Source organism: Paenibacillus sp. FSL R7-0216, assembly GCF_037969915.1.
In the GTDB taxonomy this organism is placed as follows: Bacteria; Bacillota; Bacilli; order Paenibacillales; family Paenibacillaceae; genus Fontibacillus; species Fontibacillus rhizolycopersici.
This window is the reverse complement of sequence record NZ_CP150222.1, coordinates 4,576,170-4,590,450: the sequence shown is the minus strand read 5'-3', so window position 1 is coordinate 4,590,450 and position 14,281 is coordinate 4,576,170. Positions and strand designations below refer to the sequence as shown.

The following is a 14,281-nucleotide window of genomic DNA, read 5'->3' as shown; positions in this document are numbered from 1 at the left end:
TATACATAAAAGATGGTTTGAATTGAGATTAACAGTATCGAACATGAGAGGGAGTCTCGCAATGCAAAAAACAAGCATTATCATTTCTTGCTCTTCTATGGATGTTGAATATACGAAGGCTTTAGTTGATAGCTTACGCCGATATACATTACGTGGTTCTTACCAATTGATTATTGTAGAACACGGAAATTCAACATCTGCAAGAAATTGGTTGATTGAACAAGTTGATATTCTTACATTATTTCATGAAGAAACATTAACTCAAGCTCAAGCATGGAATATTGGTTTCAATGCAGCTACTGGGGATAATGTTCTTTTTTTGCATAGTGATGTCTTGGTAACAGAAAACTGGCTATCTTATATGGTTCAATCTCTTTATCAGGATGAGGATATTGCTGGAGTAGGCCCTGTTACCAATTTTGCTGAGGGAGAGCAACAGATCCCAGTGCAATTTATGTCAATTGAGGAGTTGCTTTCGTTTGCTCGGGAAAACAGCCGACGTATTCAACAATCTCAAAAACTGACTCTATCTGATTTTTGTATGTTATTTAAACGGGAGGTAGTTGAGCAAATCGGCCCGTTTCAAGAACAATTATCCGGTATGGCACTAGGAATCGATTACTCATTGAGAATCATTCAGTCCGGACACAAGTTATTGCTTAATAAACATGTTTTCTTGTATCACTACGGTGAGAAAGATAATGACTTGATATCGAATAGTCGGGAATTCAGAAAAATCTGGAGATTTGAAATTATTGATACACAGGAATGTATAAATCTATTGCCCTTTTTGCCTGATTCGTACGAGAGTCCACTTCGGATTTTACATATTGGGAGCGGTTGTGGGGCGACTTTACTGAGTTTGAAACATAGTTATCCGCAAGCCGAATTATTTGGAGTTGAATGTAATAAGAAAGCCGCTTCAATAAATATTGAATTTGATAAATCGACAAAAAGCACAATTGAAGAACATCAATTTGAAGAGGATACTTTTGACTATATACTTATAAGCACTGTTAAGGATCCAATGGAAACACTGTCCGTCTGCGCTAACCTGTTGCATGCTGGCGGCCAAATAATCTTAGATTTTCCAAACGACAATCATTTTTCAACAATCCAAAGAATGCTTAAAAATGAACCGGTTTTATCAAGAGGAACTTCCGGATTTAACCTTCACGAAATGTCCCGTATTTTTGAAGAGGCTGGATTTGATGAACTCCACATTGACTACTTAAAGAAAGAGATGACATCCTCGGATCTACAATTCACGAGAGGATTAAGGTCTCTGGTGGATCATGAGCTTCCAGAACACTTTGATGTTACGAATTTTATAATAAGAGCAACCAAAAATGTTAATCCTGAGACACTGCATGAGAAGTTCAATAGGTTGTTTCAAGCCCCTTCGGATGAGATGTTAAATCAAATCCTACTTCATTCCACTCAGACTATTCTCAGCGCAGTTGATAGTTATAGCGGTCCGTCTCTTTTATTGCTGAATTATTTGGCTATCTCGAATTATGAAAGAAACCAGATGGATCAGGTACTTCCTTTTCTTAATAAAGCGTATGATATGGAGTCTAAAGATCCTACAACATTGCTTAACTTAGGAACTGTCTCTTATGGACTTGGAAGAGAAGAGGACGCGCTTCATTGGTTCAAAAAGCTTCCTGAAAAAAATGAACAAATCGAGAAATGGGTTTATGAGCTTGAGGAAGTGGTTTCTTTAAAGACAAACCCCAAAAAATGGTTGAAGTTTTTGATTCTCCGCGTTGAACATAATGTTCAACGTGAGGACTCTCTCAAAGAAATTGTAGAATTCATTAATAAGGACCAAAAGACTCGATTTAGCTTTATTGAAGAAATAATTATTCATGATATCATTGATAAATTGACTACCATAACACTTCTGATAAATGCATTTTATGAAAATCAAGACTTGGGGGAAGTTATAGCACTATTAGGTCTGTCTGAGAAGCATGGTGCTGACCCGAATGAAGTTTCGAAATTAACCAAAGCTATTAGACTCAATTATAGAACACTGTAAGGAAGTGAAAAAAGTGGGAGAGTTAAAGCCTAAAGTATCAGTGATCGTACCCATGTATAATGTGGAGGAATATTTGCAGGAAACCATTGAGTCTGTTTTATCGCAAACTCTACAAGAAATTGAAGTCATTTTGGTGGATGACCAATCATCAGATACCACTTATCAAATAGCTAGTCAGTTTGCTGCTTTGGATCAGCGGATCGTGTTAATTCAACTAACAGAGAATAAAGGTGTGTCTTCAGCAAGAAATGCAGGGTTGAGCAAGGCGCAAGGGCACTACATTTTTCTTATTGATGGTGATGATACAATCCCTGAAGATACACTTGAACTAATGTATTCAGCAGCTATTCAAAAAAGGGCGGATTTAGTCACAGGTATTTATCAACGCTTCGATAGTCGAGGATACAGTACTATGTCTTTTTTTGATCAATTTCCCGAATTAAGAAAAGAAGGTTATATAGATATTAATGAGCGATCTGAGTTTCTATATTCAGTTTACTGTTGGGGGAAACTCTACAGGCGAGATATCGTTGAAAAGATGAAGTTTTCAGAGAATTTATCGTTTGCGGAGGATCATGTATTTACAATAGAAGCTATTTTGCGATCAGAAAATATTTATAATTTGGCAAACGTAGTTTATAACTACAGAAATAGAGATAGAGAAACTGAGTCGGTTACACAAAAAATTTACAGAGATCCGATGAATAACTTATTAAACTTAATAAGTGCCATTACCGCTGTAAAGGGGATATTCGGTAAAAAGTCGCCTGATAGCGAGAATCTGTTCGCCACGTATTTTACTAGAGTTATACACTGGAATGTTTGGGCATCAGTAAGTAATGGACTCCTCTCGTTGAATACGTCGAACCGGATACAGACTATAGTGATATTTATAGATTGGTTAGGGCATTTAGATAAAGCGGTATACGTAACCAATAAAGAGGATTTCCAGTTACTTAGTTATAGAATAAAAAAGATCATGGACGTTCTTGACATTAGGACAATCCAAAAGTGCAAGGAAGCCATTGCATTAATAGAACAATCTTTAAGTAATACAAATATGCAATCTCTGAAAACAGGAGAAACAAATGATAGATAAATTAAGATACGAAGAACTTAATAAGAGGATGTACCGTCTCAAAACTGTTAAAGAACAGCCGCTAATTAATTCTGATAATTTTACCGTGACTCATGTAGTTTATGTAATGGAAACTGTTAAAGTATGCGGTGGCGTGAAAATTATCCTTCAGCATGCAGAGAAACTTGTTGAGAGAGGTATAAAAGTAACTTTAGTTGCACATTTTCCGATGCCAACTTGGTTTTCTGTTAAGGCAGATTTTATTCAAGTTCCTTTTGGTATAGAACTAGCGGCAGGCATACCAGAGTGCGATCTAATAATTGCAAATTATTATAAACATATCCATTCTTGCATAGAGACAGGATTAGCGCCTGTTGTTTATTTTGAACAGGGTGATTACCATCTTTTTGAATTCGAGAATTTGGATTCTAGAACTAAGGCTTTTGTTTTTAGACAATTTCAATTGCCTAAGTTTATCCTTACTGTGACCCATCAGGCTGCGGGATTCATAAAACATCATTTCGGCAGAGATGCTGATGTTATCCCTATCGCCATAGATCAAAAAGTATTCAATACAAAAGTCATTCCGTATGAATATAGTAAACCGTATATTCTGATGATGGGATTAGAGGGGACATTCAAATGTATCGAGGATATTATTGAAGCGGTTTCTACTTTGAATGATAAAGGTATGGATTTAGATATTCTGTGGATTACTCCGGAACAGCCAAAGCATGATGATAGTTACTACAAGAATGTTATCCGAATATTTGTTAATCCTCCACAATCTCAAATAGCAAGTTTATATAGAGGGGCACGATTGTTTGTCTCTGCCTCCCAGTATGAATCATTTTCACTCCCTGTACTTGAAGCAATGTCCTGCTATTGCCCTGTAGTTACTACTGGTAACGCCGGGGTACTAGAATATGCCCAAGATAGTTATAATACTTTAATTGCTAACATCAATGATCCCAAGGACTTAGCGTTAAAAATAGAACGTGTATTAACTGACACCAGATTATCGGAAACGATACGAGAACACGGTTTAGTGACTTCTCAACAATTTTCTTGGGATGAAACTATGAACAGACTCGTTGATTATTACAATGAGTGTAGTGGATATACAGTAATTAATAAATCGAGGCTGGAAGATTGGGATTTATTGGTTTCTGATAAGAAGTTTGTGAACCCTCAAGAATACAATAGGTTAATATCATTAATACTTAACTGTGAGGCTGATTATATTCAACTCCCCCATCTAAATCAACTGATTGAGGGACATCAAGTAGCGATATGGCAAACCGTCGCCATAAGAAAAGAACGGAGCAACAATAAAATTGAGCGCTTTCTTATTTATGTTCATGGGGATCGAAAAGTGCCCTCTGTTTATGAACAAGCGTATGAATATTTCATGAGTGGATCTTTTGACTATGCCTTTAAGTTATTTACTAATCTATTCAAATTAGAAGAAGATAATTTAGAGAGAGCAGTTTATGCAAAATGGATGATATTATGTTTAATTGGTTTGGGGAAAGTAATAGATGCGGAGAAGTTAGCACATGATTTTTTAGAAGCTTACTATGATTTAACGGATGTATATTATTTGCTTAACTATATTCACTTTGTTCAATTTGGTAATACACATTCGGATTATGAGAACATCATATCAGTTATTGGTGAAGCTACCGCCTATCCTGAGTTTCTATATTTTGGTTCTAACTAATGGATGAAAGTAGGAGAAAAAGTGCCCAACACTGAAGTTGTTACAAGTATAGTTATATTAACTCTTAACAAACTTGAATATACGATGGACTGTATTCAAAGCATTAGAGAGTTTACTAGTAATATACAGTATGAAATTATTGTTGTTGATAATGGATCTACAGATGGGACTAGAGAATGGTTACTAACCCAAAATGATATTATAACAATTCTTAATGATAAGAATGTCGGCTTTCCCAGTGGTTGTAATCAAGGAATTGAGATAGCCAAAGGAACAACTGTAATGATATTGAATAATGATGTGATTGTAACGGAAAACTGGTTAGCCAATCTTCTGAATTGTCTGTATAGTTCGGAGGAAATTGGTGCGGTTGGACCTGTTACTAACAGTGCATCTTATTATCAGGCGGTTCCAGCAAATTATTCAACCATTATTGAAATGCATAATTTCGCTAAAGAATATCATGAAGCAAATAAAGGTGAATGGGAGCAAAGGTTAAAACTAATAGGGTTTTGTATGCTAATAAAAAAAGAAGTCATAAATAAGATTGGCATGCTAGATGAAGTGTTTACTCCAGGACACTATGAAGATGATGATTATTCATACCGCATGATGCAAGCGGGGTTTAAGTTAATGCTCTGTAAGGATGTTTTTATTCATCACTATGGACATATCACGTTTAATGATCAAGGGACACCTTCAAGTCCTATTATTATAGCTAATCGTGAGAAATTTAGTAATAAATGGGGATTTGACTCTATATACTCTTCTTATATTCGTGGAGATGTAATAAGTTTGATCAATACAGAGGATAAAGATGCACGCATAAAGGTTCTCGAGATAGGATGCGCTTGTGGCGGAACATTGCTTGGAATAAAAAATAAGTATAGGAATGCTGAACTTTATGGGATTGAACTAAATCCAAACTCTGCAGCAATAGCGTCGTTGTTTGCAACTGTAAGTGCTTCAAATATTGAGAAGGAGATGGATTTTGAAGAGGAATTTTTCGACTATATTATTTTTCCTGATGTTTTAGAACATTTAGTTGAACCATGGCTTGTTCTTGCCAATATGAAAAAGTATCTCAAACCAAATGGGAAAGTACTTTCGAGCATACCTAATATCATGCATCATTCAGTAATAAGAGGACTTCTTAACGGAAGATGGGAGTATGAGGATGCAGGTCTCCTGGATCGGACGCATCTTCGTTTTTTTACTGCTTTTGAAATTAAAAAAATGTTTGAAAATGCTGGGTATCAAAAGATAGAGTTTAGTACTAATATGCCCGCGACTTCAACTGAAGATGAGGCTTTTATTGATGGTATAAGTCGGCTGGGGAATCCGGAACTAGCAACTCAATATAGAGTGTATCAGTATTTGGTTAGAGCAGTTAAGGACGACAATTATAATTTACTATATTCACTGATCGCTTCTATTGATCAAAAATTGGATTATAAAAATGAACTTAGTAGTATTATTAATTTCGTTGCGACTAATCAAATTACATGTGCTGATATTATTCAGGTTATTAACGAACGCTCGATGAATAAGCAAGATAGCTTGAATTTATTGGCTTGTGTTTTTTATGAAGAGGGACTTCATGATCATGTCTTGCCACTACTTTCGCACTCCTTGTCTATTGATGATACCCATAGGGATACATTGTTCAATCTAGGGTATTTTCTCTACAAAGCAAATGCTGTTGATTTAGCAATAAATTATCTTCAACAAATTGAAGAAAAGGATAATACAGCAAAAGAATTATTGGATTTATTATCAAGAAGTTAAGCGGGGTTATTAAATGAACAAGAAAAAAATATTTTCAATAAGTATGATCAAAAATGAAGCGGATATCATAGAATCATTTGTCAGATATAATGCCAATATTTTTGATGGTATGGTTATTTTGGATAATGGAAGCACAGATAACACTTTAAATATTTTAAATAGCCTTATTCAAGAGGGTTATTCATTACAAGTTCTTCATGATGATACTGTCCAATATAATCAGGATGTGAAAACGAACAAGTTATTAAAATATACTTTTGATATGTATAACCCTGACATTATAATGCCGCTCGATGCTGATGAATTTGTTGTATGCAATCAAATGGTGAATCCACGTGTTTTCATGGAAAAGCTCGATCCTGATAAAGTTCATTATATACGTTGGAAGACTTATGTTCCTAATCAGGAAGATAATACAGAAGAGTTGTTTATTCCCAAAAGGATAAGACACGTTAGAGAAGACAAGCTTGACACGTTCTACAAAGTTATAATAACGAAAGAAGTAATTAATTCCTTTAAAATAGAACTTACAATGGGCAATCATGATGTAAGGGTCGGCACAAATATAATTATCCCCCCCGAAGCTCTTAAGCATGATGTGTTGCGGTTAGCTCACTTTCCAGTGAGGTCGCTTGATCAAATTGTTTCAAAATCAATAGTCGGCTGGTCAAACTATCTAAGTACACCTGACCGAGGGAAGGCTTCTGGAAAACAATGGGAGGATCTTTATGTAAAGTTTAAGGAAAATCATAATATAAATTATTCTGATTTAATTGATATCGGAAAGAATTACGCTGTTTTTACTGAGGTTGAAGAAATAAGCAGCGAGTATGATATTTTGGATACTTCCTTTTGCTCGAGGATTGATATTAAATATACATCAAAAAAAGAGATTAACATCTTCAAAAATATATTGAATAACTATGAGAATATAATTGATAAGTATGTAACTATATTAAGAGATAGTAGTAGTGCCATGGAATATCAGAAATATTTAAAGGTAAACCAATACATTCAAAATATAAATGATCAGCTAAGTATGAGCGAGTCTTTAGAAGGAATTAAGTTTCTAGTGGCCCATGGAGATGTTGATAGTAAGATTATTATCAGATGTATAGAGAATTTACCTAACAATAAGCATGCTGTTTATAATTTAGTAGCACAACATTTCTTTAACTCCGGACTGACCGACTATATTATTCCCTTACTTTATCAATCATTGAAAATCAATAATAGGGACACAGATACATTGTATAACCTAGGATATGTTTTATATAGGTTTGGTGAATACAAGCAGGCGATTTCCTACCTGGAGCAAATCGATAATAAAGATGACGATGTTAAAAATCTCATTAATGATATTTTAGTCAATTTATAATTATAGTTTATTGTTAATGGGACAATGGAGTTGTTTTCGGAAAAGGAGGGGAATTATGAATAGTGGAGATCAAAATATAGAACAAATAAAGTTAAGGATAAAGACAGATATATATTCATTAATTGAAAGGGGATTTTATAGTGAAGCACTTAATACATTATCTGAATATAATAAAGCGGTAATTGATGATCCGGATTCATTTGTTTTGGAAGGGATAATTTATTACTCAATGAAAGAACAAGAAAAGGCACTTGCTGCAATCCAAAATGGGTTGAGAAGATATCCTTTTCATAAAGAACTTAGATTTAACTTAGCTTTTCTTTTTGAGGAAAGGGGATATATAGAACAGGCTGCTTATTTCTATTACCTTGCTTTACTGACTGATACTGATAATGAGTGGAGTAATAATGTTAATGAAAGAATAAAAAATCTTTCTCAAAAAATTGGGGAAAACTATAGTGATCTTGTAACCTCTTGGCAACAGCAATTCCCTAAAATAAGTGTCATTATCCCGGCATATAATCAAAAAGTATATCTAAAGCAAACAATAGATAGTTTATTAGAGCAATCTTACCCTAATGTTGAAGTGATTGTAGCAGATGATTGTTCAACTGATGGAACAGATCAGATGATGAGTGAGTATTCGGAAAACTCCAAGATAGTTTATAAACGTAATGAGGTTAATTTAGGCCCAGGAAACAATGGCAGCCATGCTTTTTACCATTATGCTGACGGTAAATATGTACTAATTATTAATCATGACGACTATCTGATAGATCCTCACTATTTTTTTAAGGCTATTCTCTTGATGGAGGAAAATCCAGACCTATCCATGGTAAGTGCAAACGTTAAGCGACTTGAAGTGCAGACTGGCAACTTAACAAATGTTGAAAATATTATCATGGAACCGACCATCAATGGGGAGAATTATTTTTTGAAGTATGAGACGAGGGATTATCCGCATTTATATATTCTTTCAACAATATTTAAAAGAGAAAATGCGACTCGGATGGATTGTCATACTGAAAAAACCAAGTGTAGAGATCTATTCATTATACTAAAGCTAATGTTAACTGGTGACGTGGGCTTTATTAATGACTACGTTGGGGTTTATCGGGTTCATCCAGGAAGTATCTCATTTAGTTTACCCCCTGAGTTTGATTATCCAACAATAAACGAGTTGGAGAAATTGAGGGACGTAGCTTATGAAAAATTGTCGTCTAAAGAAAAACTTAACGGCTGGTTAGAAGATCGTGTTTATAGATATCTTAGATGGAGACTCCAGATGTTAGTGTCTCAAGATGACTATACGGGTATTCAAAACATAATAGTACTATCCTCTAAATATTATCCCGAAATATGTAATCTTTTACTACAAAATATAGTTCATGGAAGATTGTAGTGTGAATATCAGTGAATATTATATTGTCGATTCAAACCTACTTTATTACTTATTAATATTAGACTTATAAAAAGGATGTGGGTTAAATGGGATGGATTAAAAAGGGGTTAATATTTTCTGTAGATAAAATCTCGGATTGGTCTTATAGTCATTGTCATAAGCCAACTCCTTTATTGATTGATAATCAAACGCTTAGGGTATATTTTGGTGTTCGAGATAAGAATAGAATAACAAGAACAACATTCGTGGATATAGATATCACTGACATTAATCAATTCATAGTTAAATCCTTTAATGACCAACCAATAATTAATCCAGGTAAAATAGGGGCATTTGACGATTCAGGTGCTAATGTTTGTTCAGTTGAAAGAGTTGGTGGATTACTATATATGTATTACATTGGTTGGAATCCTAGTACGACGGTTCATACAAGAAACTCAATTGGATTAGCTATAAGTGAAGATAATGGTTCAAGCTTCTATAAACCATATGATGGACCTATATTAGATAGAAATAAAGAAGAACCTTATTATACGGGAGCTGTTGATGTTAAACGGTACAACGATTCATGGATAATGTACTATACATCCGGAACAAGATGGAGCATTGTTAATGGGAAACCCGAGATTTGTTACCATATTAAGTATGCTACATCAGATAATGGGATCGATTGGGTCCGAAATAATACTGATAGTATAATACCAGAACATGAGTATGAAGCAATTGCACGTCCATCTGTGGTAATCGAAAATGATGTAATGAAAATGTGGTACAGCAAGAGAAGCATTAACGGATTTAGGGACAATCCTGTTAACGGTTATAGAGGGGGCTATGCTGAATCTTATGATGGGGGGATCAGGTGGATAAGGCAGGATCATAAATTTGGTTTGGATACTTCTGAAAGTGGATGGGACTCTGAGGCTATAGCATACCCATATGTAATTAAAATAAGAAATAAATATGTGATGTTGTATAATGGGAATGGCTTTGGAAAATCAGGATTTGGATATGCTGTATATGAACCATAATGAGTCTTGTGTTAGGGAGATGAAAATTATAGAACAACCAGGGTTAATTATCTTTTCCGGATTTAATCAACGAGCAATTATTGCCTTTTGTAGAGTCTTGAAGAAATATAATGTTAATTTCTACATTATTGCACTTTCTCTCGATGATGAAATATTTTTAAGTGAGTACAGTAAGCATGTGGTGGGTGTAAGAAAACATAAAAAACTTAACCTTACAGATATGCTAAAAGAAATTGATAATGTTTTGAAAATTAGCAGTAATTCAAGACATTTTATTTTACCCAGCTCTGAAGCGCTTAATCGATTTTTGTTAGAGAATAGGCGCGATTTTGAGGAAAAGAAATGTTTTATTTCTTTAGTAGAGAAAAACTTGTATTATAGACTTTCTGACAAATATTCATTTGGTGAATTATGTAAAAAATTCGATATTAGTGTACCAAATGAAATTGAAGTACCTAAGAGATATCCAGTAGTCATAAAGCCTAAAAGATATGAAACCACTGATGGAGATGTTATTGCTCCCTTATTAATTCAGGAAGAAAGTGAGTTTGTAAAATTTTTTAATCATCACAATCGATCTGACTTCTATGTTCAGGAATATATTTCAGGGGATTCTTACTATTTAATGTATTATATTTCAAAAAGCCATGGATCACTATCCTTTTCGCAACAAAATCTAGTTCAACAAGGCGGAGGGAAATCAATTATCGCTGCAAGTCCAGCAGATATTCATAATCAACAAATTGGATTGAAATTTTTAGAACTCTTCTCCAGCCTTAACTTTCATGGATTAATTATGGTTGAGGTTAGAAATAGTAAAGATGAGTATGTGATGATTGAAGCCAATCCACGTTTATGGGGACCTTCACAATTATTTGTTGATGCTAATGTGCCCTTTTTTGAAATGTACTTAAAGGATTTAGGCTTTAATATCCATATTGACGATATGAAAATCAGTAATGAAGTATATTACTTTTGGCTAGGTGGTTTCTTGAACTCGATGAAAGAGGAAAACATTACCTTCCATAGCATAAAAGAAGAGGATTTTTTAGACGACATTTCAAAGTTTTCCTCTAATGATATATATCTAAGAAGGGATACTTTTCATATTGCTTTAAAAGAATTAATTAAAGTCGGACAATAAAAAAGGTGAGCATTATGAACTTAAAAGAAAAATTGCAGGAACTTTACAATAATGAATCCAAACATTATAGGTATCAAAATATACCTAAATTCGTACAAAAAGAACTAGGTTATTATGAAAAAATTGATGAAAGTTGGAGGGGGGATTCTGCTAGGTATGAGTATATAATGCATAAACTGACTGATATTAATTTTTCGAGTATGGCAGACATTGGGGCTAATACAGGTTTTTTTACATTAAGCCTTGCAGATAAAATGAAGAAGAAGAAATTTACAGCGTTTGAACCTAATGAAAGCCAAAGCATTTTTATCGAAACAGTAAAAAACTATTTTGATTTAGATAATATACTGGTCCTAAATAGAAGTGTAGGACTATTGGACTTAAAGGAGATCGACTTTTACGATTGTGTGCTATTATTAAACGTTCTCCATCATGCCGGTGTGGATTTTGACTTGGATCTGGTGAGGGATAACTTAACAGAGTTTAAAAAGTATTTTATTGAATATATGGGTGAGTTAAGGATGAAAGCAAAGCTTGCCATTTTTCAATTGGGGTATAATTGGGGAGGAAATAAACTAAAGCCGATAATTCCCACGAATTCAATTGTGGAAATGTTATTTTATCAGGTAGATGCCGTTATAGATGCAGGATGGAAGCTAAAAGATATAGCTCTTTTCACTAGAAAAAGTACGGATTCTATAGGTGCCTATATAGATTTACCGCGGGATATAATTCAAAAAATTGCTCTACGTGATACCGATATTATAGATGAATTAACCGATATTGTGGAGAATCTTGGTGTGGCTTATTTTAGCGAGTTCTACAAACGTCCTATGATTGTTTTAGAAAATCCAGATTGGGATTAATAGAACTTTATTTTTGCAGGAGCTTCTCCGTTAATAGGATTTTGGATAATCGGCAAGTAAGGAACCCTCTATTAAGAGAGTTCCTTTTTGCTAGTTGTGTATGGTTTTAATGTCGTCCAGTGCTTGATTATGAAGTCTCCTACTCGATTTCTAATTTAGTATCAATAAGGAGTTTATTGAGTAGCAACGACATTTTTGTCGCTCCCTTTTTATTAAGATGATCGCTGTCAGCAAAATCATTAAGATTAAATAGGGAACTAGTTGATAAATCCAAAAAGGTAATGTCAAAATCTTTCTGTAATTCTTCCAACACCTGATAAATAGTATCTTTTAGGCTTGAATCAATAAAATTATTATAGTAAAGAGTGGTAGGATATATAATAACGATTGGTTTTACTTTATTGCGCTCTAAGAAGCTCAAATAGTCTCTCAAGATTTGTCTGTTTTCATTTATGGTTTTAGAATGAATTTGTTTGTTGTGTCGCAAAGCCCTTTCTTTACCCAACCATTCAATGGGGAAATTCTCACATGGATTATCCCAATATGATTGTTTAATTTGAGGAGAAGGATCGATGAAATTCAATGATTCTAAAAATGAGTCAATAATCTTTTGATTAAAAGGTGATGGAATATTGAAATACTTTTCTATAGTATCGATTCTTATTGTTTTATCATTTTTTCTGGAAAGTGAGTAGTGATGAGAATCTTGAAGTAGAGGATAATAAATCTCATCTATTAAAGAAACCTGATTTTTTGAGAGAGACAGATCATAACCCATAGAGAATTGAGATAACCCAATAAGGCAGTACTTTATATTTTGATTTGACCGTATCGCTTCTTTAGCCAGTAAATAGTCATAGTATAGATCTTGAGATATTCCGCATAACTTAATAGTTTTTTTCCACATCAATTCTGTATCAAGTCCATGCACCGCATGAGAAGTTCCAGTAGTTATAATCTCAACATTCTTTTCAGTTTTTGCTGTTTTAAGATTCGTATAGAGTAAACTATAATAATAATATTTTTCAAAAATTGTTCGATAGGTTTGAGCATATTCGCTGGCTATCCGGTATAAATTTACAATTTTCGACTCCCCAAATTGCTCTATTAATAATTTCTCTTCTTGTTCGGTAATATCATCAGCGATAACTAAATAATCAAATAATGTAGGATTAACAGAGCTACATTCAAAAATAGGCAAATTAGCTAAGTGTGTATCTGACAATGAAACTTTTGAATAAGAACAGTAACCCACAACATTATAAAGCGTTTCTTCAAATAGAGAAGTTATTAATTTTGAACGGTAATTCACTCCCAAAATTACGATATTATGTCTTAGCTCTTGTTTTACAGTCTCGAGCCATAAAGGGAATACTTCATAAAATTCTTCTCCAATATATTTTTTAGCTTGTTCAATATTATTACTGTTGTAAGAAGTAACAATTAGGAAAAGAACATTCTCTAAATTGGAAAAAACCATTTCGACGTTTTCATTTATGTTTCTTTGGCTTATATTTTTCTTAGTAAATAGAAACCCATCAATAAAACTATTGATTCTATTTTCAATAAATTGACCATTACCTTGTATTGCAGTGAATATTTCTTCCATTAAAGCAAGTAACTGTTGTAATTCTTCGTTTATATTCACTATATTCCTCTCCTTTAGCTTTCTCGCCTAAATAAATATCGGTGGAGTGCATAAAATGTTTAATGGTTTTGAAAAAGGTGGTTTTTATGAAATGAGCAAAGTTTCTAAACTTTCGTACTTTATTGAAGATTTCTTTTAGCCGATAATAACCTTATAGGTAAATTAACCTGATGTAAATATGT

Annotated in this window: 10 protein-coding genes; 9 read left to right on the top strand and 1 reads right to left on the bottom strand. The window is 33.7% G+C overall.

The annotated features are described in order from the left end of the window. The first annotated feature begins 61 nt into the window (after positions 1-61). From MKZ15_RS21150 to MKZ15_RS21110, 9 genes are all read left to right on the top strand, one after another. Entirely contained in the window at positions 62-2,044 is a 1,983-nt protein-coding gene (locus tag MKZ15_RS21150; protein ID WP_339817929.1) for a glycosyltransferase, read from the top strand. A 13-nt stretch (positions 2,045-2,057) separates the two neighbouring features. Next, on the top strand, positions 2,058-3,143 hold the full coding sequence (locus MKZ15_RS21145) for a glycosyltransferase family 2 protein (protein WP_339817926.1): 1,086 nt from the start codon (positions 2,058-2,060) through the stop codon (positions 3,141-3,143). After that, positions 3,133-4,845 carry a glycosyltransferase family 4 protein gene (locus MKZ15_RS21140; RefSeq protein WP_339817924.1) on the top strand — a complete coding sequence of 571 codons (1,713 nt, stop codon included), beginning with the start codon at positions 3,133-3,135 and terminating at the stop codon, positions 4,843-4,845. The genes MKZ15_RS21145 and MKZ15_RS21140 overlap by 11 nt, the downstream gene beginning before the upstream one ends. 3 nt (positions 4,846-4,848) lie before the next feature. Continuing rightward, the gene (locus tag MKZ15_RS21135) at positions 4,849-6,633 is read left to right on the top strand and encodes a glycosyltransferase (RefSeq protein ID WP_339817922.1); all 1,785 of its coding nucleotides are present in this window, start codon (positions 4,849-4,851) and stop codon (positions 6,631-6,633) included. 13 nt (positions 6,634-6,646) lie between these two features. After that, the gene (locus MKZ15_RS21130; protein ID WP_339817919.1) at positions 6,647-8,011 is read left to right on the top strand and encodes a glycosyltransferase family 2 protein; all 1,365 of its coding nucleotides are present in this window, start codon (positions 6,647-6,649) and stop codon (positions 8,009-8,011) included. 55 nt (positions 8,012-8,066) lie between these two features. Then, complete coding sequence (locus tag MKZ15_RS21125; protein WP_339817917.1) at positions 8,067-9,413, top strand: glycosyltransferase family 2 protein; 1,347 nt, start codon at positions 8,067-8,069, stop codon at positions 9,411-9,413. Between the two features lie 86 nt (positions 9,414-9,499). Continuing rightward, positions 9,500-10,441: a hypothetical protein gene (locus MKZ15_RS21120; protein ID WP_339817915.1), complete on the top strand. Its 942-nt coding sequence runs from the start codon at positions 9,500-9,502 to the stop codon at positions 10,439-10,441. Next, on the top strand, positions 10,389-11,585 hold the full coding sequence (locus MKZ15_RS21115) for a hypothetical protein (protein ID WP_339817912.1): 1,197 nt from the start codon (positions 10,389-10,391) through the stop codon (positions 11,583-11,585). Before MKZ15_RS21120 ends, MKZ15_RS21115 begins: the two co-directional genes overlap by 53 nt. A 14-nt stretch (positions 11,586-11,599) precedes the next feature. After that, the gene (locus MKZ15_RS21110) at positions 11,600-12,451 is read left to right on the top strand and encodes a class I SAM-dependent methyltransferase (RefSeq protein WP_339817910.1); all 852 of its coding nucleotides are present in this window, start codon (positions 11,600-11,602) and stop codon (positions 12,449-12,451) included. A gap of 139 nt (positions 12,452-12,590) precedes the next feature. On the opposite strand, the gene MKZ15_RS21105 is transcribed toward MKZ15_RS21110, so the two are convergent. Further along, positions 12,591-14,099 (bottom strand): hypothetical protein, encoded by a 1,509-nt coding sequence (locus tag MKZ15_RS21105; RefSeq protein ID WP_339817908.1) that lies wholly within the window; start codon positions 14,097-14,099, stop codon positions 12,591-12,593. Between the last annotated feature and the right edge of the window lie 182 nt (positions 14,100-14,281).

What these genes read in the sequence shown, in the direction of transcription:
- MKZ15_RS21150 (WP_339817929.1), top strand. Translation starts at nt 62, where the DNA reads ATGCAAAAAACAAGCATTATCATTTCTTGCTCTTCTATGGATGTTGAA.
- MKZ15_RS21140 (WP_339817924.1), top strand. Translation starts at nt 3,133, where the DNA reads ATGATAGATAAATTAAGATACGAAGAACTTAATAAGAGGATGTACCGT.
- MKZ15_RS21135 (WP_339817922.1), top strand. Translation starts at nt 4,849, where the DNA reads ATGAAAGTAGGAGAAAAAGTGCCCAACACTGAAGTTGTTACAAGTATA.
- MKZ15_RS21130 (WP_339817919.1), top strand. Translation starts at nt 6,647, where the DNA reads ATGAACAAGAAAAAAATATTTTCAATAAGTATGATCAAAAATGAAGCG.
- MKZ15_RS21125 (WP_339817917.1), top strand. Translation starts at nt 8,067, where the DNA reads ATGAATAGTGGAGATCAAAATATAGAACAAATAAAGTTAAGGATAAAG.
- MKZ15_RS21120 (WP_339817915.1), top strand. Translation starts at nt 9,500, where the DNA reads ATGGGATGGATTAAAAAGGGGTTAATATTTTCTGTAGATAAAATCTCG.
- MKZ15_RS21115 (WP_339817912.1), top strand. Translation starts at nt 10,389, where the DNA reads ATGGGAATGGCTTTGGAAAATCAGGATTTGGATATGCTGTATATGAAC.
- MKZ15_RS21110 (WP_339817910.1), top strand. Translation starts at nt 11,600, where the DNA reads ATGAACTTAAAAGAAAAATTGCAGGAACTTTACAATAATGAATCCAAA.